General features: G+C 74.1%; 14 protein-coding genes. 10 read left to right on the top strand and 4 right to left on the bottom strand.

Annotation, left to right across the window (positions count from 1 at the left end; translation table 11 throughout):
* Positions 1-2: 2 nt before the first annotated feature.
* The gene (locus tag MPTA5024_RS00280; protein ID WP_084369587.1) at positions 3-929 is read right to left on the bottom strand and encodes a heme o synthase; all 927 of its coding nucleotides are present in this window, start codon (positions 927-929) and stop codon (positions 3-5) included.
* Positions 930-1,214: 285 nt separating this feature from the next.
* Between MPTA5024_RS00280 and tkt the strand changes: the two genes are divergently transcribed.
* The 6 genes from tkt to pgl are packed head-to-tail and all read left to right on the top strand — an operon-like array spanning position 1,215 to position 9,541.
* Positions 1,215-3,317 (top strand): transketolase, encoded by a 2,103-nt coding sequence (tkt, locus tag MPTA5024_RS00275; RefSeq protein ID WP_051457552.1) that lies wholly within the window; start codon positions 1,215-1,217, stop codon positions 3,315-3,317.
* 9 nt (positions 3,318-3,326) lie between these two features.
* Complete coding sequence (tal, locus tag MPTA5024_RS00270; protein ID WP_036322592.1) at positions 3,327-4,430, top strand: transaldolase; 1,104 nt, start codon at positions 3,327-3,329, stop codon at positions 4,428-4,430.
* A gap of 5 nt (positions 4,431-4,435) precedes the next feature.
* Positions 4,436-6,061 carry a glucose-6-phosphate isomerase gene (locus tag MPTA5024_RS00265; protein ID WP_036318499.1) on the top strand — a complete coding sequence of 542 codons (1,626 nt, stop codon included), beginning with the start codon at positions 4,436-4,438 and terminating at the stop codon, positions 6,059-6,061.
* A gap of 46 nt (positions 6,062-6,107) precedes the next feature.
* On the top strand, positions 6,108-7,754 hold the full coding sequence (zwf, locus tag MPTA5024_RS00260; protein WP_084369340.1) for a glucose-6-phosphate dehydrogenase: 1,647 nt from the start codon (positions 6,108-6,110) through the stop codon (positions 7,752-7,754).
* A gap of 55 nt (positions 7,755-7,809) precedes the next feature.
* Complete coding sequence (locus MPTA5024_RS00255; protein WP_036318497.1) at positions 7,810-8,733, top strand: glucose-6-phosphate dehydrogenase assembly protein OpcA; 924 nt, start codon at positions 7,810-7,812, stop codon at positions 8,731-8,733.
* A 31-nt stretch (positions 8,734-8,764) separates the two neighbouring features.
* Positions 8,765-9,541 carry a 6-phosphogluconolactonase gene (gene pgl, locus MPTA5024_RS00250; RefSeq protein WP_036318496.1) on the top strand — a complete coding sequence of 259 codons (777 nt, stop codon included), beginning with the start codon at positions 8,765-8,767 and terminating at the stop codon, positions 9,539-9,541.
* Positions 9,542-9,672: 131 nt separating this feature from the next.
* Here pgl and MPTA5024_RS00245 read toward each other — a convergent pair whose 3' ends face one another.
* The 3 genes from MPTA5024_RS00245 to MPTA5024_RS38935 form a co-directional block, all read right to left on the bottom strand.
* The gene (locus MPTA5024_RS00245) at positions 9,673-10,536 is read right to left on the bottom strand and encodes a hypothetical protein (protein ID WP_036318494.1); all 864 of its coding nucleotides are present in this window, start codon (positions 10,534-10,536) and stop codon (positions 9,673-9,675) included.
* Between the two features lie 51 nt (positions 10,537-10,587).
* On the bottom strand, positions 10,588-11,679 hold the full coding sequence (locus MPTA5024_RS00240) for a sigma-70 family RNA polymerase sigma factor (protein WP_084369339.1): 1,092 nt from the start codon (positions 11,677-11,679) through the stop codon (positions 10,588-10,590).
* 114 nt (positions 11,680-11,793) lie between these two features.
* On the bottom strand, positions 11,794-12,957 hold the full coding sequence (locus tag MPTA5024_RS38935; protein WP_036318493.1) for a GNAT family N-acetyltransferase: 1,164 nt from the start codon (positions 12,955-12,957) through the stop codon (positions 11,794-11,796).
* A gap of 196 nt (positions 12,958-13,153) precedes the next feature.
* On the opposite strand from MPTA5024_RS38935, the gene MPTA5024_RS00230 reads away from it, so the two are divergent.
* From MPTA5024_RS00230 to MPTA5024_RS00215, 4 genes are all read left to right on the top strand, one after another.
* A complete protein-coding gene (locus MPTA5024_RS00230) occupies positions 13,154-14,551 on the top strand; it encodes an NAD(P)/FAD-dependent oxidoreductase (RefSeq protein WP_036318491.1) in 1,398 nt (465 codons plus the stop codon).
* A 22-nt stretch (positions 14,552-14,573) separates the two neighbouring features.
* On the top strand, positions 14,574-16,178 hold the full coding sequence (locus MPTA5024_RS00225) for an amidohydrolase (protein ID WP_036318489.1): 1,605 nt from the start codon (positions 14,574-14,576) through the stop codon (positions 16,176-16,178).
* 90 nt (positions 16,179-16,268) lie between these two features.
* Positions 16,269-16,979, top strand: coding sequence for a response regulator transcription factor (locus tag MPTA5024_RS00220; protein WP_036318488.1), 711 nt, complete (start codon positions 16,269-16,271; stop codon positions 16,977-16,979).
* 18 nt (positions 16,980-16,997) lie between these two features.
* Positions 16,998-18,773, top strand: coding sequence for a hypothetical protein (locus tag MPTA5024_RS00215; protein ID WP_036318487.1), 1,776 nt, complete (start codon positions 16,998-17,000; stop codon positions 18,771-18,773).
* Positions 18,774-18,924: the final 151 nt, after the last annotated feature.

The following is an 18,924-nucleotide window of genomic DNA, read 5'->3' as shown; positions in this document are numbered from 1 at the left end:
GCTCAGGCGAACAGCGAGTCGACCGCGACGGCGAGGAAGAGCAGGGCCAGGTAGACGTTCGACCAGTGGAAGAAGCGCATGGGCCGCAGGTCCACGCCCGTCTTGCCGGCCTTGACCCGGCCGAGCAGGCCGTGGACCTCGGCCAGGCAGACCACGCCGAGCACCAGGGCGACGGCCGGGTAGAGCAGCGAGGTCCCCGCGACGGGCCACAGCAGCAGCGAGCACAGCACGGTGGCCCAGGTGTAGGCGACGACCTGCTGGACGACCCGGCGCTCGGTGGCCACCACGGGCAGCATCGGCACCGCGGCGGCGGCGTAGTCCTCGCGGTAGCGCATGGCGAGCGTCCACGTGTGCGGGGGCGTCCAGAAGAACACGACGCCGAACAGCACGACCGGCGCCCACGACACGCTCCCGGTGATGCCCGCCCAGCCGATCAGCACCGGCATGCAGCCCGCGATGCCGCCCCAGACGATGTTCTGGGAGGTGCGCCGCTTGAGGACCAGCGAGTACACGAACACGTAGAAGAGGATCGCGCCGAGCGACAGCCCGGCCGCCAGCACGTTGACCGTGAGCGCCAGGCCGAGCGTGGACAGCACCCCGAGGACCACGCCGAAGACCAGCGCGCCCGTGGGCGACACGTCGTGCTTGGCCAGCGGGCGCCGCCGGGTGCGCCGCATCGTCCGGTCGATGTCCCGGTCGATGTAGCAGTTCAGCACGTTGGCGCTGCCGGCGGACAACGTGCCGAAGAGCATCGTCGCCCCGGCGGTCCAGAGGTCCGGGAGCCCGTGCGCCGCGAGGAACATGACCGGAAGGGTCGTGATCAGCAGCAACTCGATGATCCGGGGCTTGGTGAGCGCCACGTACGCCTTCACGAGCGCCCCGGCGGAGCGGGGGGCCGTGGCCGTCGCGGGGGTCCCGAGCGGGGCCATCGTCTGCTTGTTCGTCAAGACCGTCAAGGCACTTCCAACACGTGCGGGGTCAACGCGTAACCTCTGATAGGAGCGGATCTCCGGGCAGCTGCCGGCACTTGCGCAAACACTGTAGTCGGCGCGGCAGGTGGTCCAGGAATCGGGGCCGAATGGGCGGCGTTGAGGGGCCTGGGCAGGGTAGCCGTACCGCGGTGCCTACCGGACGGTATGAGAGCCGACCCGTTAGGGTCCCCTATGGGCGGGAACTGCCACAACCAGCGCTAAAACCAGAGGAGATCGAGCATTTTGAGCAGCGCAAGCCTTGATTGGACTGATCTCGATCGACAGGCCGTCGACGTCGTGCGCGCCCTGGCGATGGACGCCGTGGAGAAGGCGGGCTCGGGACACCCGGGCACCGCGATGAGCCTCGCCCCGGCCGCCTACCTTCTGTTCCAGCGGGTCCTTCGCCACGACCCGTCGGACCCGAAGTGGGTGGGACGGGACCGGTTCGTGCTCTCCGCCGGGCACAGCAGCCTCACTCTTTACATCCAGCTTTACCTGTCCGGCTACGGCCTGACCCTCGACGACCTGAAGGGGCTGCGGCAGTGGGGCAGCCTCACCCCCGGCCACCCGGAGTACGGCCACACGGTCGGCGTGGAGACCACGACCGGGCCGCTGGGCCAGGGCCTCGGCAACGCGGTGGGCATGGCCATGGCCGCCCGGCGCGAGCGCGGCCTGTTCGACCCGGACGCCGCCGCCGGCTCCTCGCCGTTCGACCACATGATCTGGGTCATCGCCTCCGAGGGCGACATCGAAGAAGGCATCAGCCACGAGGTCAGCTCCATCGCGGGCCACCAGAAGCTCGGCAACCTCTGCGTGATCTTCGACTCCAACCAGATCTCCATCGAGGACGACACCCAGATCGCCCTGTCCGAGGACATCGCCAAGCGGTACGAGGCGTACGGCTGGCAGGTCCTGGAGGTCGACTGGCGCAGCGACGGGGAGTACAAGGAGGACGTCCACGCGCTGTACCAGGCGCTGGAGGCGGCCCGCGCGGAGACCGAGCGTCCGACGTTCATCAAGCTGCGCACGATCATCGCCTGGCCGGCCCCCAACAAGCAGAACACGGGCAAGGCCCACGGCTCGGCGCTCGGCGCCGACGAGGTGGCCGCCACCAAGCGGATCATGGGCATGGACCCGGAGAAGAGCTTCGCGGTGCCCGAGGAGGTCCTGACGCACTCCCGGCAGGTCGTGGAGCGCGGCCGGGCGCTGCGCGCCGAGTGGGACAAGACCTTCCAGGCCTGGCGCGCGGGCGACGCCGAGCGGGTCGAGCTGTTCGACCGGATGCGGCACCGCCGGCTCCCGGACGGCTGGGACAAGACGCTGCCGTCGTTCGACGCCGGCACCTCGATCGCCACCCGTAAGGCGTCCAACGAGGTGCTGAACGCGCTCGCGCCGGCCCTGCCCGAGCTGTGGGGCGGCTCGGCCGACCTCGCCGAGTCCAACAACACGACCATGAAGGGCGAGCCGTCCTTCATCCCGGACGAGTACCAGACCAAGGAGTTCCCCGGGAACAAGTACGGCCGGACGCTGCACTTCGGCATCCGTGAGCACGGCATGGGCGCCATCCTGAACGGCATCGCGCTGCACGACGGCACCCGCCCGTACGGCGGCACGTTCCTGGTGTTCAGCGACTACATGCGCCCGTCGGTGCGGCTGGCCGCGCTCATGAAGCTCCCGGTGACCTACGTCTGGACCCACGACTCCATCGGCCTCGGCGAGGACGGCCCGACCCACCAGCCGGTCGAGCACCTGTGGGCGCTGCGCGCGATCCCCGGCCTCGACGTGGTCCGCCCCGCCGACGCCAACGAGACGGCCGCCGCCTGGAAGACGGTGCTGGAGCACAACGACCGGCCCGCCGGCCTCGCCCTCACCCGTCAGAACGTCCCGACCTACGCCGGCACCGCCGACCCCGACAAGGTCGCCAAGGGCGGCTACGTCCTGGAGGACGCGTCCGACGGCCAGCCGCGGGTCGTGCTGATCGGCACCGGCAGCGAGGTCCAGCTCGCCGTCGAGGCCCGCAAGATCCTGGAGGCCGAGGGCATCCCGGCGCGCGTCGTGTCGATGCCGTGCGTCGAGTGGTTCCGGGAGCAGGACGCGGCGTACCGGCAGACGGTGCTGCCCCCGGCCGTCCGCGCCCGCGTCGCCGTCGAGGCGGGAATCGGCCTCGGCTGGCGGGAGTTCGTGGGGGATGAGGGCGAGATCCTGAGCCTGGAGCACTTCGGGGCCTCCGCGCCCTACAAGACGATTTTCGAGCAGTTCGGCCTCACGGCCGAGCGGGTCGTGGCCGCCGCCAAGGCGACGCTGGCGAAGACCGGCGCCGACAAGGGCGAGACGACCGGAAACTGAGGGATGACGATGAGTGAGAATCTGAAGCGGCTGACGGACGCCGGGGTCTCCATCTGGCTCGACGACATCAGCCGGGAGCGCCTGCGCACCGGCAATCTGGGAGCCCTCATCCGCGACAAGCGCGTGACGGGCGTCACCTCCAACCCGACGATCTTCGCCTCCGCGCTGAGCAAGGGCGACGCCTACGACGCCCAGATCCGCGACCTCGCGGTGCGCGGCGTCACGGTCGAGGAGGCCGTGCGGGCGATCACCACGTTCGACATCCGGTGGGCCGCCGACGTGCTGCGGCCCGTCTACGACTCGACGCAGGGCGTCGACGGCCGCGTGTCGATCGAGGTGGACCCGCGGCTGGCCCGCAGGACCGACGCCACGATCGCCGAGGCCCGCGCGCTGTGGTGGCTCGTCGACCGGCCCAACCTGCACATCAAGATCCCGGCGACGGTGGAGGGCCTCCCCGCGATCACGCAGGCCCTGTCCGAGGGCATCAGCGTGAACGTCACGCTGATCTTCTCGCTGGAGCGGTACCGCCAGGTGATGGACGCGTGGCTGGCCGGCCTCGAGCAGGCCAAGGCGAACGGCCACAACCTGTCCGGCATCGAGTCGGTGGCCTCGTTCTTCGTCAGCCGGGTGGACACCGAGATCGACGCCCGCCTCGACAAGATCGGCACGCCGGAGGCGCTGGAGCTGAAGGGCAAGGCCGGCGTGGCCAACGCCCGCCTCGCGTACGCCGCCTTCGAGGAGGTCGTGAGCTCGCCGCGCTGGCAGGCGCTGCGCGCGGCCGGCGCCCACCCGCAGCGGCCGCTGTGGGCCTCGACCGGCGTCAAGAACCCGGACTACCCCGACACGCTGTACGTCGAGCAGCTCGTCACCGCCGGCATCGTCAACACGATGCCGGAGAAGACGCTCGACTCGGCGGCCGACCACGCGAAGATCTCCGGCGACACGATCCGGCCGTTCTACCAGCAGGCCTGGGACGTGATGGCCTCGCTCAAGCAGACCGGCATCGACTACGACGACGTCGTCCGGGTGCTGGAGGAGGAGGGCGTCCAGAAGTTCGAGACGTCCTGGAACGAGCTGCTCGAGACCGTCGACGCCGAGCTGCGGAAGGCCTGAGCGCGATGAGTGTAGAGGTGACCCTCGGCGACGAGGTGGAGTCGGTCGAGACGGTCAGGGACAAGCTCGTGGCGGAGGGGGTGCCCGCGGCGCTCGCCGCGGGGGATCCCTCGCTGTGGGGGCCGCAGGCGCAGCCGGAGGCGACGATCCGCCTCGGCTGGCTGAACCTCCCCCAGAGCAGCCGCGAACTGCTGCCCGAGATCGACAAGCTGGTCGAGCGGGCCCGCGCGGAGGGCCTCGACCACGTCGTGCTGGCGGGGATGGGCGGCTCGTCGCTCGCCCCCGAGGTGATCTGCGCCACCTACGACGTGCCGCTGACCGTCCTCGACACGACCGACCCGCACCAGGTGCGGCGGGCCCTGTCGGACCGGCTGGAGCGCACGCTCGTGGTCGTCGCCAGCAAGAGCGGCGGCACGATCGAGACCGACAGCCACCGCAGGATCTACGAGAAGGCCTTCCGGGACGCCGGGATCGACCCCGCCACGCGCATCGTGGTCGTGACCGACCCCGGCTCGCCTCTGGAGCAGGCGGCCAACGAGGCCGGCTACCCGGTCGTGCTCGCCGACCCCAACGTCGGCGGCCGCTACAGCGCCCTCACGGCGTTCGGGCTGGTGCCGAGCGCCCTGGCCGGCGCCGACGTGCGGCGCCTCCTCGACGAGGCCGAGTCCGTGCGGGCGCTGCTGGCCCAGGACGCCGGCAACCCCGGTCTCGACCTCGGCGCCGTGCTCGGCGCCGAGGCGCTGCGCGGGCGCGACAAGCTCATCCTGCGGGACGGCATGTCCGACATCACGGGCCTGCCCGACTGGATCGAGCAGCTCATCGCAGAGTCGACCGGCAAGGAGGGCAAGGGCGTCCTCCCGGTCGTCGGCGCCGAGGCGGCCGAGGACGACGACCAGTACGTGGTGTCCATCGGCCCCGACGGCGGCACCGCCGTCGACGGCCCGCTGGGCGCGCAGTTCCTCGTCTGGGAGTACGCCACGGCGATCGCCGGCCGCGCCATCGGCATCAACCCCTTCGACCAGCCCAACGTGGCCGAGTCGAAGGAGAACACCACGAGGATCCTGCAGGAGGCCGGGGACGGGCCGCTGCCCGCCGGCACGCCGCTCCTCACGGACGGCCCGGTCGAGGTCTACGGCGACGTGCCGGGCGACCCGAAGAACCTGGCCGACGTGCTGACGTGGCTGCTGCGGGCCGTGCCCGAGCGGGGCTACCTGGCGATCATGGCGTACCTGGACCGGGAGGCCGCCTTCGACGCGGCGACGGTCGGGGACGCCTCGTTCGAGGAGATGACGGAGACCTGGGCGGGCGCGGACGTCGCGACGCTCCGCGCGCTGCTCGACTACCGGACCGACCGGCCCGTGACCTTCGGGTGGGGTCCCCGGTTCCTGCACTCGACCGGCCAGTACCACAAGGGCGGCCCGCAGGACGGGGTGTACCTGCAGATCACCGGCGCGGTCACCGACGACGTCGAGGTGCCGGGCAAGCCGTACACGCTGGGCAGGCTGCAGCTCGCCCAGGCGCTTGGCGACCTCGGCGCGCTGACCTCGCGGGGCAGGCCGGCGGTCCGCCTCCACCTGACCGACCGCGTCGCCGGCGTCCGGCACCTGCTCTCCGTGGCGGAGGAGCTCTGACCATGCGATGCGTTACTGGCTACGGGGGCGCCGGCAGGAGGGACCGATGAGCGAGACTGACGCCCCGCAGGTCGAGGAGACCGAACAGGCGGCGGCCGCCCCGGCCGTGCAGGCGGAGACCGCCGTCCTGGCGGCCGCCCAGGCGGCCACCACCGCGACGACCGCGACGACGGTCGAGGCGAACCCCCTGCGGGACCCGCGCGACAAGCGGCTGCCGCGGGTGGCGGGGCCGTGCGTGCTCGTGCTGTTCGGCGTGACGGGGGACCTGGCGAAGCGCAAGCTGCTGCCGGCGATCTACGACCTGGGCAACCGGGGGCTGCTGCCCCCGGGCTTCTCCCTCGTCGGCTTCGCCCGGCGCGACTGGGCCCACGAGGACTTCGCCCAGGTCACGTACGAGGCGGTCAAGGAGCACGCGCGGACGCCGTTCCGCGAGGAGGTCTGGAAGCAGCTCAGCGAGGGCATCCACTTCTGCCCCGGCGAGTTCAACGACGACGGCGCGTTCGACGTCCTGTCGATGATGCTGAAGGAGATCGACGAGACCCGGGGAACCGGCGGCAACTACGCCTTCTACCTCGCCGTCCCGCCGAAGTTCTTCCCGACCGTCATCGAGCAGCTCAAGCGGACCGGCCTGGCCCAGGCGCCCGACGGCTCCTGGCGGCGGGTGGTCATCGAGAAGCCGTTCGGGCACGACCTGCAGAGCGCGCGCGAGCTGAACGAGGTGACCAGCGCGGTCTTCCCGGAGAAGTCGGTCTTCCGGATCGACCACTACCTGGGCAAGGAGACCGTCCAGAACATCCTGGCCCTGCGGTTCGCCAACACGCTGTACGAGCCGATCTGGAACCGCGGGTACGTCGACCACGTCCAGATCACGATGGCCGAGGACATCGGCGTCGGCGGCCGGGCCGGCTACTACGACGGCATCGGCGCGGCCCGCGACGTCATCCAGAACCACCTCCTCCAGCTGCTCGCCCTGGTCGCGATGGAGGACCCCACGTCCTTCGACGCCGACTCGCTGCGGCGCGAGAAGGAGAAGGTGCTGCGCGCCGTCAAGCTGCCCACGGACCTGGCCACCGGCACGGCCCGCGGCCAGTACGCCCGCGGCTGGCAGGGCGGCGAGCCGGTCGTCGGCTACCTGGAGGAGCAGGGCATCTCGCCCGACTCCGCCACGGAGACCTACGCCGCGGTGCGGCTGGAGGTGGCCAACCGCCGCTGGGCGGGCGTCCCGTTCTACCTGCGCACCGGCAAGCGCCTCAGCCGCCGGATGACGGAGGTCGCGATCGTCTTCCAGCGGGCGCCCCACCTGCCGTTCAGCAAGGACGACACCGAGATCCTCGGGCAGAACGCGCTGGTCATCCGGGTCCAGCCGGACGAGGGCATCACCGTGCGGTTCGGCTCCAAGGTGCCCGGAAGCGCCATGGAGGTCAGGGACGTCAACATGGACTTCGCCTACGGCGAGTCGTTCATGGAGTCGTCTCCCGAGGCGTACGAGCGGCTGCTGCTCGACGTCCTCATCGGCGACCCTCCGCTGTTCCCGCACCAGCGGGAGGTGGAGCTGTCGTGGATGATCCTCGACCCGATCGAGGAGTTCTGGGCCGAGCACGGCAAGCCCGAGGACTACGCGTCGGGCACCTGGGGGCCCGCCTCCGCCGACGCGATGCTGGCCAGGGACGGGCGCGCCTGGAGGCGGCTGTGAGCGGGCGGCGGGCCACGGCCCGCCCCCGCCCGGCGCGGAGCGAGCGGAGGACCCGGTGACGACCTTCAACCTGACCGAGACGACGGCGTCGAAGATCTCCTCGACGCTCACCCGGCTGCGCCACCAGATGGGCGCCCCCGCCGTGGGCATGGTGCTGACGCTGGTCACCGTCGTCGACGAGGCCGGCCAGTACGACGCGCTGCGGGCGGCCACCGACGCGGCGCGCGAGCACCCCTCGCGCATCCTCGTGGTCATCAAGCGGGACGCCGCCGAGCCCGACCGGCTCGACGCGGAGATCCGGGTCGGCGAGTCGTCGCCCGGCGAGGTCGTGCTGCTGCGCCTGTACGGCGAGCTGACCGGCCACTCCGACTCGGTGATCAGGCCGCTGCTGCTGACCGACACCCCCGTGGTCGCGTGGTGGCCGGGCGAGTGCCCGGAGATCCCGGCCAAGGACCCGATCGGCGCGCTGGCCGGCCGCCGCATCACCGACGCCCGGTCCGCCAGGGACGGGGTCGCCGCGATCACCGGCAGGGCGTCGTCGTACCTTCCGGGCGACACCGACTTCGCCTGGACGCGGCTGACCCCGTGGCGCAGCCTGCTGGCGGCCGCGTTCGACCAGCCCGTGGGCAAGGTCGTCCGTGGTGTCGTCGAGGGCGCCGCGGGCAACCCGAGCGCGCCGCTGCTCGCGGCCTGGCTGTGCGAGCGGTTCGACGTGCCGATGGAGGTCGCCGAGTCCGGCGGCCCGGGGCTCACCCGGGTGCGGCTGGAGGTGGAGGGCTCGGGCGAGCTCGTCGTGAGCCGGGGCGACGCCCGGCTGGCCACGCTGTCCCGGCCCGGGCAGCCAGACCGCCGGGTGGCGCTGGCCCGGCGGCCGACCTCGGAGCTGCTCGCCGAGGAGCTGCGCAGGCTCGACCCCGACGAGGTGTACGCGACGGCCATCCGCCGCCTCGCCGCGATGGCGGAGCAGGGACGGCCGTGAGCGGCCACGTCGTCACGCGCGAGGGGGCGTCGTGAGCGTTCCGACCGTCATCGTCCACCGGGACGCCGAGGTGCTCGCCCAGGCCGTAGCCGCGCGGCTCATCACGCGGCTGGTCGACACCCAGGCGGCCCGCGGCTCGGCCCACCTCGTGCTGACCGGCGGCACGATCGGCATCGCCACGCTCGCCGCCCTGGCGGGCACGGCGGCGCACGACGCGATCGACTGGCGGGCGCTGGACGTCTGGTGGGGCGACGAGCGGTTCCTGCCGTCCGGGCACCCCGAGCGCAACGAGACCGGGGCCCGCCAGGCCCTGCTCGACCACGTCGACGTCGACCCGGCCCGGGTGCACCCGATGCCGGCCGCCGACTCCGGGCTGACGGCCGAGGAGGCCGCCGAGGCGTACGCGCAGGAGCTGCGCAAGGCGTCACGTCCGGAGGACCACGGGCCGGTGCCGTCGTTCGACGTGCTCCTGCTCGGGATGGGGCCGGACGGCCACGTCGCCTCGCTGTTCCCCGGCCAGCCGGCCCTCTACGAGGAGGAACGGCCGGTCGTGGCGGTGCACGGCTCGCCCAAGCCGCCGCCGACGCGGATCTCGCTGACGTTCCCGGCCATCCGGGCCGCCCGCGAGGTCTGGATCGTGGCGGCGGGGGCCGAGAAGGCGCAGGTCGTGCACCTCGCCCTCTCGGACGCGGGGCCGTTCCAGATCCCGGCCGCGGGGGCGCGGGGACGGCGTACGACGCTGTTCCTGCTCGACCGGGCGTCCGCCACCAAGATCCCGCCCACGCTGGGCCGCCTCGCGTCGCCCTGACGAGCCGCGGGCCCCGGAGGCCGCCGGGACGGCCGCCTCCGGGGGCTCTGCCGCACGATCTGACGTGGCGGAGGCCCAACGGAACGGGGCCGTCCTGACCGGACGCCGCAGAGGGCCCGTGCGGCCGGTTCTCAAGATCGGGCGTCGCGGAGGGCCTGCGCGGCGCGGTCGGCGCGGGCCCGGGCGGAACGGGCGGTCCGGCCGGCGGCGGCCTCCTCGCGGCGGGCGACCTCCAGCCGGTGCCCGGCCGTCGCCAGCTCCTCCTTGGCCGCGGCGAGGGCGTCCGACAGTTCCCGTACCTTGGCCGACCTGCCGTCGTGCTCGCGCGCGGCATCGGCTAGCTCGGCCTCCCAGGCCGTCCGTGACTCCTCCGCCTCGGCCGCGGCCCGCTCCGCCTCCTCCAGCGCGCGTTCGAGCTCCGCGGCCCTGCGCTCCCGCTCGGCCGCGGCGGCCTCACGGTCCTCCTTTCCCGGCTGGGCCGGCGCCGCCGTCCGCCGTTCCCGGGGCTCGCGGACGACGGGAGCGGGCGCGAAGCCGCTGTAGCTCAGCGGACGCACGAGGCGGCCCTCGCGCACCTGCCCGGCCGCGTCCTCGTCCACCACGGCGGCGTCGAGCGTCTGCTCCACCTCCACCTCTCCGGACGACGAGAGCGGGCGGCCGTCCGCCTCGGCGTCGTCACGGATGGCCCGGGCGAGCCGGGCCGTCGCCGCCGAGCGTTCGCGGCCCAGCTCGGCGAGCGCGTCGGCGTCCTGGGTCTGCCAGGCCGCGCGCAGCCGCCGTCCCACGTCGAGCAGGGCGTCCAGGTCCTCCGCATGCCGCCGGGACGCCTGGTTGACGGCCCAGGCGACCACGGTCGGCCGCCGCAGCGCGCGGATCCCCTTGGCGAGCGCCGCGTCGCCCGCGGCCTTCGCCTCCTTCGCCAGGGCGTCCCTGGCCGCCGTGAACTCATCGGGCGTCAGCCCGTACAGGCGGCCGGCCGCCTCGTCGAGGTCCACAGATCACCTGTACCCCGCCCGCCGCCTCCCGTCCACCGCGGCCCGTACGGCTCAGGGCAGGCGGGCGGGCAGCCCGAACGGCGCGACGTGGCCGGGCCCGACGAACGAGGTCAGCCGCTCGATCCGCGTCCCGCGCAGGGTCAGCACGGTCACCGACCAGGCGAGGTACGGGCCGGCGTCGCCGCGCCGGAGGTAGCAGCCCACGGCGGGCTGGCCGTTCGCGCTCGTGGCCAGGTGCCGCCAGGAGCCGCAGCTCGTGAGGGGCAGCCGTACGGCGAAGTCGGTGACGGCCTCGATTCCCCGGTACCAGTGGGGCATCGGCGGCATGGACCAGGTGACGTCCTCGGTGAGGAGGGCCACGAGGGCGTCGGCGTCGCCGCGTTCCAGCGCCGCGGCGTACCCGGCGACGATCTCCCGCACGCGGGCGTCGCCGATCGCCCGCAGCGCGCGCTGCTGGCTGGGGGACGGAACCCGCTCGGCGAGCACCCTGCGGGCCCGGGCGAGGGCGGAGTTGACCGACGCGGCCGAGGTGTCGAGCGCGGCCGCGATCTCGGCGGCGGAGAAGCCGAGGACCTCGAAGAGCAGCAGCGCCGCCCGCTGGTTTCCCGGCAGGTGCTGGAGAGCGGCGACGAAGGCGAGCTCGACCGCCTCACGCTGCTCGTAGCGCGCGTGGGGCGCGGCCGGGCCGTCCGCGAGACCCGCGTCGGGGTACGGGCCCAGCCAGGCGACGCCGGGCGCCGGGGCCGCGTCGAGCACCGCGCGGGGGCTCGACGGGCCGAGGTCGACGGGCATGGCCCGCCGGCCGCGCGCCTCGGCGAGGTCGAGGCAGGTGCGGGTGGCGACGGTGTGGAGCCAGGAACGCAGCGAGCCGCGGCTCTCGAAGCGGCCGAGCCCCCGCCAGGCCCGGAGCAGGGCGTCCTGGAGGGCGTCGTCGGCGTCGTGCGTGGAGCCGAGCATGCGGTAGCAGTGGGCGTGCAGCTCCCGGCGCAGCGGCGCCACGAGGCGGCCGAACGCGGCGCCGTCGCCGTCCCGGGCCAGGCCGAGGTCGTGATCGGGGTCGTGACCCGAGTCGTGATCCGAGCCGCGGTCCCGGGACGGGCCCTCGTCGTGGTCCGGCGGCGCTTCGGGGAGGACGTCGCTCACGAGGCACGATTCTGCCCCACACGCGGCCGCAGGGGGGCGAAAGCCGTGCAGGGTGGAGGATCGTCCCGGCCCGGTGCCCTGAGCAACACCGGACCGGGACGCTCACGGATGGCGTCAGCTCGGGGAAGCCGCCGCCATCACGCCCACGGCCAGCCGCGCCTCCATCACACCGGGATCCTCGGTGTGGGTCAGCGTGGCGCCGAGGGAGCCGAGAAGCCTGCGCATGCGCGTGTTGTCGTACAGCAGGGTGGCCCGCACCTCCGCGAAGCCGAGGTCCCTCGCCTGCCGGAGGATCATGCGGGCCATGGCCGTGCCCAGCCCGCGGCCCTGCCAGCGGTCCTCGATGAGGAAGGCGATCTCCGCGATGCCGGGGTCGGCGGTGAACATCAGCGACGCCACGCCCACCACCTGGCCGTCGTGGCCGGCGACGAGCGACTGGCCCTTGGCGCGGTCGCACATCCGGTCGAAGACCCGCGGCGGCAGCGAGGGGCTGGCGGTGAAGTAGCGGAACCTGCGGCTCTCGGGCGAGCAGCGCTCGTGCAGGTCGCGCAGCGCCTCCCGGTAGAGCGGCGTCAGCGGCTTGACCTGGACCTCCGCGCCGTCGGCCAGCCGCACAGGACCGTCCGGGGAGGTCGTCTCGGCGGGCGGCTGGGCCAGCCGCACCATCGCGGCGGCGCGGGCCGCCTCGGTCAGCGTGAACGGGAGCCCGGCGCGGCGCAGGCGGATGGCGCGGCGGGGCGCCACCGGCACCACGAGCAGCGTGGGGTCGGGCAGCTCCACTCCCCGGTCGTCCGGTTCGTCGCGCGCGGCCGCCACCCCCGACGAGGCGGCCGCGCCCGCCGGTGCGGAGCCGTCCCCGGCGGACACCGCGGCGGACACCGTGGCGGACACCGTGGCGGCCTGCCGGCGCGGCGGGAGCGCGCCGTACACCCATCGGGCGTCGTCGGCCCGCAGCAGCTCGGCGAGGATCTCCGGCAGCCGCCAGGGGGCCGAGCGCAGCCGGGCGGCCAGCAGCAGCGCCCGGGTCGGCTCGTCGGTCAGCTCGTGGGCGGTGGCGGGGACGATCTGCACCCGGCGGCCGCCCGCGGCCTCGAGGGCCTCGCGCACCACGGCGGGGGACGCGGGGATGTCGGTGACGAACTCGTCCACCGTCCCGTCGGTGTCGGGCTGCACGGACAGGCCGAGGATGTTCCCGCCCTTCTCCGCGAGGGCCGTCGCGAGCGACGCGAGCCGCCCCGGACGCTCGTCGACCGTGGTCCGGATCCGGAAGAACCCCATCGGTTATCGCTCCCTCCGTTGTGCCGGGCTTCAGCATGCAGGAGGGCTGTTACACGTTTGCTACAGAGCAGTGAGCCGACCGTTTCCTTCCGGTCTGCCACGTTACGACTACTGTTATCCGCATGCCTGTCGCGGTTCTTCGACGAGTTTCGTCGCCTGATGTCGCCAACAGCACGGATACAGCAGGATGTGCTCCATGAGCGCTCCCCTGTCGCCGGACTTCCGCAACGGCGAGGTGTCCTTCTGGTATCGGTCCCTTGGCGTCCCCCGCCCCGGCGAACCCCTGAAGGGCGACGTGCAGGCCGACGTCGCGGTCGTCGGAGCCGGCTACACCGGCCTGTGGACGGCCTACTACCTGAAGAAGGCCGACCCCTCCCTGCGGATCGTGGTCCTGGAGAAGGAGTTCGCGGGGTTCGGGGCGTCGGGGCGCAACGGCGGCTGGCTCACCGGCGCGCTCGCCGGCTCGGCCGACCGGTACGCGAAGACGCACGGGCCGGAGGCCGCCCGGCGCTTCCAGCGGTCGATGTTCGAGGCGATCGACGAGGTCGTCGCGGTCGCCGCCGAGGAGGGCATCGACGCCGACATCGTGAAGGGCGGGCTGCTCACCGTGGCCCGGGGCCCGGCGCAGGCGGCCCGGCTGCGGGAGGAGCTGGCCGGCCAGCGCCAATGGGGCTGGGACGAGGACGACGTCCGCCTGCTGTCCCGCGACGAGATGGACGGGCGGCTGCGGGTGGCGGGCGCCCTCAGCGCGACGTGGAGCCCCCACTGCGCGCGCATCCAGCCGGCGAAGCTGGTCCGCGGCCTGGTCGAGGCCGTCCGGCGCCTGGGCGTCGAGGTCGCCGAGGGAACGCCCGTGACGGAGATCGCCCCCGGCCGGGCGGTCACGCCGTACGGCACGGTGACGGCGGCCCACGTGCTGCGCTGCACCGAGGGGTTCACCGCGACCATCCCCGGCCACCATCGCGACTGGCTCCCCATGAACAGCTCGATGATCGTGACCGAGCCCCTGCCCGCGGACGTGTGGGCGTCGATCGGCTGGGACGGCCGCGAGCTGCTCGGGGACATGGCGCACTACTACATGTACGCCCAGCGGACGGCGGACGACCGCATCGCCTTCGGCGGCCGGGGCAGGCCCTACCTGTACGGCTCCCGCGTCGACGACCGCGGGCACACCCACGGCTGGACGGTCGACGCGCTGTGGGAGCTGCTGACCTCGTTCTTCCCGGCGGTCGCCGGCTCTCGGGTGGCCCACGCCTGGTCGGGCGTGCTCGGCGTGCCCCGCGACTGGTGCTCCACCGTCCACGTGGACCCGGCGACCGGCCTCGGCTGGGCCGGCGGGTACACCGGCCACGGCGTCACGACGGCCAACCTGGCCGGCCGTACCCTGCGGGACCTCGTCCTGCGGCGGGACACCGACCTCAGCCGCCTGCCCTGGGTGGACCGGCGGGTGCGCTCGTGGGAACCCGAGCCGCTGCGGTGGCTCGGCGTCCACTCCATGTACCGCCTCTACCGCATCGCCGACGCGCGCGAGAGCAGGGGCGGGACGAGGACGTCCGCGCTGGCGAAGATCGCCGATATGATCACCGGTCACTGATCCGAGAAGGGCCTCACCCGTTTTGACCTCGCACATCCTGTTCCGCGGCGGCCGCGCCCTCGTCCCCGGCGGGTTCGCGGAGGCGGTCCTCGTCTCCGGCGGCGTCATCGCCGCGGCCGGTCCCGAGTCCGACCTCGCCCGGCTCGCGCCCGGGGCCGAGACGGTCGACCTCGACGGGGGCCTGCTCGTCCCCGGCTTCACCGACGCGCACATCCACCCCGTTCAGGCGGGGCTGGAGCGGGCCAAGTGCGACCTGTCGGAGGTGTACGGCCTCGACGACTACCTGGCGCGGATCGCCTCCTACGCCGAGGCCCACCCGGACCGGGAGTGGGTCGACGGCGGCGGCTGGGACATGTCGGCCTTCCCCGGCGGCCTGCCCCACCGGTCGCAACTCGACTTCCTCGACCGGCCGGCGTACCTGATCCAGCGCGACCACCACGCGGCCTGGGTCAACACCCGGGCGCTTGAGCTGGCCGGGATCACCCGCGACACCCCGGACCCGGCCGACGGGCGCATCGAACGCGACCCGGACGGCACGCCGAGCGGTGTGCTCCACGAGGGCGCGATGGACCTGGTGGGCCTGCTCACCCCCCGTCCCACGGCCGGCGACCTCCTGGACGCCCTCCTCGACGCGCAGCAGTACCTCTTCTCGCTCGGCATCACCGGCTGGCAGGACGCGATCGTCGGCTCGTACGCCGGGTCGGACGACCAGCTGCCCGCGTACCTGTCGGCCGCGTCCTCGGGGCGGCTGCGGGCGAGGGTGGTCGGCGCGCTGTGGTGGGACCGCACGCGCGGGGCCGAGCAGATCCCCGGCCTGGTCGAGCGCCGGGCCATGGCCGAGGGACTCGACCGCTTCCGCGCCACGTCCGTCAAGATCATGCAGGACGGCATCGCGGAGAACTTCACGGCCGCCGTGATCGAGCCGTACTGCCGCTGCGGCGGCACCGGCCTGTCGTACGTCGAGCCCGCGCTGCTCGACCGGTACGTCAAGGAGCTGGACGCGCTGGGGTTCCAGGTGCACTTCCACGCCATCGGCGAGCGGGCGGTCCGGGAGGCCCTGGACGCCCTGACGGGGACGGACCCGGACAACCGGCACCACGTCGCGCACCTGCAGATCATCACGCCGGAGGACGTGCCGCGCTTCGCCGCGCTCGGGGTGACCGCGAACCTCCAGCCGCTGTGGGCGACCCACCACGCCCAGATGGACGAGCTGTGCATCCCCTACCTCGGCGAGGAGCGCTCGTCCTGGCAGTACCCCTTCGCCGATCTGGTGCGGCACGGCACCCGGCTGGCCGGCGGCTCCGACTGGCCCGTGTCCTCGGCCGACCCGTTGCAGGCCATGCACGTGGCCGTCAACCGCACCGAGCCGGGCGGCTCGGTCCACGTGTCGTACCCGACGGCCCTCACGCCGTTTCTGCCGGAGCAGAGCCTGGACCTGCGCACCGTCATGACGGCCTACACGGCAGGCTCCGCCTGGCTCAACCGCTCCCCCGCGGGCGTGATCGAGGAGGGCCGCCCGGCCGACCTCGCCGTCCTCGATCGCGACCCGTTCGCGCTCGAGCCCGGCGAGATCTGGACCACCGGGGTGCGGATGACGTTCGTGGACGGCGTGCCCGTGCACGGCTGACCCAGCCCTCTCGCCTTCATCCCGCTTCTTCGGTATATGTCAGGACCGGGGAGTCGTTGGCGTGGCCGATGAGGCGACCGGGGGTGCGGCGTGGACAAGCGGGTGGTCGTCGTGGACGACGACGACATCAGCCGCAACGGCGTCGCCGTGATCCTCACCGGTGTGCCGGGGCTGCGCCTGGTCGCGGCCCTCACCCACGAGGACGCCGCCGGGTGGGGCGGGCGCTGGCGCGACGCCGACGTGGTGCTGGTCGACGCGGCCGACGAGCGGCGCGAGGGGGACCAGTTCCCCGGCGTCGCCGTCGTCGAGCAGGTGCGGCGGCACCGCCCCCGAGCCCTGGTGATCGTCTTCACCGGCCACTTCTTCGACGGCGCCGTACGGCGGCGCATGCGGGAGGCCGGCGCCGACCTGTTCTTCCACCGCGGCGAGCTGGCCGAGGCCGCCACGCTCCGCGCCGTCGTGCTGGGCGGCACGGGCCGCCCGGTCCCCGGCCCGGAGGACCCCGAGGAGGAGATCCGGCACGGCGTGTCCCGGCGGAGCACGGTGAACGCCGCCGTGTCGCACGCGCTGGCCGCGGACCTCCCGGGACGGCTGGCCGAGCGGCGCAACCCCCGGTCACGGGCGTGGGAGCGGCTACGGCGGGAGTTCAACCGGCATGCCGGGCTGCACGCGATGACCTGTGACGGCCGCGCGCCCGACCGGGAACAGGACCTCCCCTCACTCCCGCAGATCGCCCGCTTCCTGCGCTGGGCGACCCGGGTGAAGTCGCCCTACCCCGGCCGCCCCGACGGCCGCGGCTGATCCCGGGCCGGGTCGCCGATGGCGGGGCTTCCGGCGTTCACCGAGGTCGCGGCGCGCTCGGCCACCTTCGCCTCGCACCGGTTCCTGCTGAACCTGCGGATCTCGTCCCGGCTGACGTGCACGACGGCGCTCCTGCTGCGCAGGCCGGCCGCGCCGCACGTCGTGATCGCCGCCGCCGCCCTCTTCGTCGCCTACGACGTGGCCCTGTTCTGCGTCCTGCGCCGGGGCGTGCCGGTGCCGCACCGCCTGCGGCTCGCGGCGGACGCCGCCGACGCCGCCGGCTGGTCCGCCGCGCTCGTGTCCCCGCTCGCGCCCGCGGCGCTGATCGTGGCGCCCCTCGCGATGGAGACCGCCCTGTGGCGGGGGTGGCGGGCCCTCGCCGTGCCGGCCGTGTCCGGTTCGGCGACCGCGGCGGCGCTGCTGACCCTCCACGTGCGGGTCGGCGGGCCGCTCGCCGTGCTCCCGGCCTTCGCCCTGCCCGCGCTGGGAGTGCTCGGCGGGCTGCTGCTCGGCCGCTACCTGCAGGGCCGGGTGCACGAGCGGCTGCGGCAGGCGGAGGCGGAGCGGCAGGCCGCCGCCGGACGGGCCGAGCTGGCCGGGCGGCACAGCGTCGCGGTGGGCGCGGACACCGCGCTCGACGTGCTGACCCGGACCTGGCCGCTGCTGGCCGTGCCGGGCGAGCCGATCGGCTTCCCCCTGGCGGCGTGGCGGCACGCGCTGGCCGAGCGGACCGCGGACCAGGCCGACTACCTGGGCACGGCGCTGCTGCGCTGGGAGCAGCGGCACAACATGGCCCACGCGGAGCTGCGCCGGGACGTGGAGTTCGCGGTCGCCCGGGAGGCGGCTCCGCTGCTGATCTCGCCCGCGCAGCTGGCCGCGCTGGACCGGGCGCTGGCCGGTCTGGGGCTGCGCGGACGGGTGCCGGTGTCCGTCCGGACGCCGCGGCCCCTCGGGCATCCGCAGGTGCTCGCCGTCGGGCCCCATCGGGTGGAGCTGCCCCAGGACCCCCTGTCGGGGGTGCCGCCGTTCGATCCGGGGCCGATGGTGATCGCGATCGGCGGGATCGGGTCGCTCACCCACGCGCTGCGCGAGATGGACGGCGTGCCGCTGCCCGTCGCCGCCTGCCTGACGGCGGTGGCCCTGCTGGTGAGCCTCTGGGCACACCGGCAGATCGCCGCGCGCGGCAGCGCAGCCCGGCCCAGGGTCCTCGCCGCCTGCCTCGCCTTCGGCGCGCTCGACGCCGTGGTCTCCACGGCCACGATGACGACGCTCCGCGCGGGCGGCATCACGCGGCAGCCGTACCTGCACTTCCTGCTGTTCGCCGGGCCGACGGCCACGATGTACCTGCGGGACCTGTCGTGGCGGCGGCGGGCCGGGGCTCTGGCGGCCGCCGGCGTCGTCCTGGCCGTGTCGGTCGCGCTGCTGCCCGTCCCGTTGTCGCCGGCGGACGCGCTGGGCCTGCTGTGGCCGCTGGCCTTCACCGTCGGCGCGTCCAGCCTGCGCGACCTGCTCGACGAGGAGAACCTCGCGTTCGGCGACGTCATCGAGCGGGAGCACGACAGGGCGGTGGCCGAGGGGTTCCGGCGGGGGCGGGAGGACGTGCTCCGGCTGGTGGAGTCCTCGGCGGCGCAGGCGCGGGACCGGCTGCGCCGCCGCCGGGACCTCATCGACCCGGTGTTCCTGCCGGAGATCGAGCGCCGCCTCGACCATGTCGGGCGCTGCCTCGCCGCCCTGCGGTCGCGGGGACCGGGAGGCGGGCGCTCGCCGGGCTCACGGACTCCGCCGGCACGGTGAGCCCGGCGAGCACGGCCAGGAGGCGCTCCCCGCCCACGAGCAGGGCCGCCGCGGCCGCGCCGGCCAGGCCGCAGGCCGCCACCTCCGCGGCGTCACGGGGCGCGGCCGCGCCGCCCGCCGCTGCCGCCACGCCCACGGCCAGCAGCAGGAC

Source organism: Microbispora sp. ATCC PTA-5024, assembly GCF_000511135.2.
GTDB classification, from domain to species: Bacteria; Actinomycetota; Actinomycetes; order Streptosporangiales; family Streptosporangiaceae; genus Microbispora; species Microbispora corallina.
The sequence above is the reverse complement of the archived record's forward strand: the minus strand, read 5'-3'. Positions and strand labels throughout refer to the sequence as shown.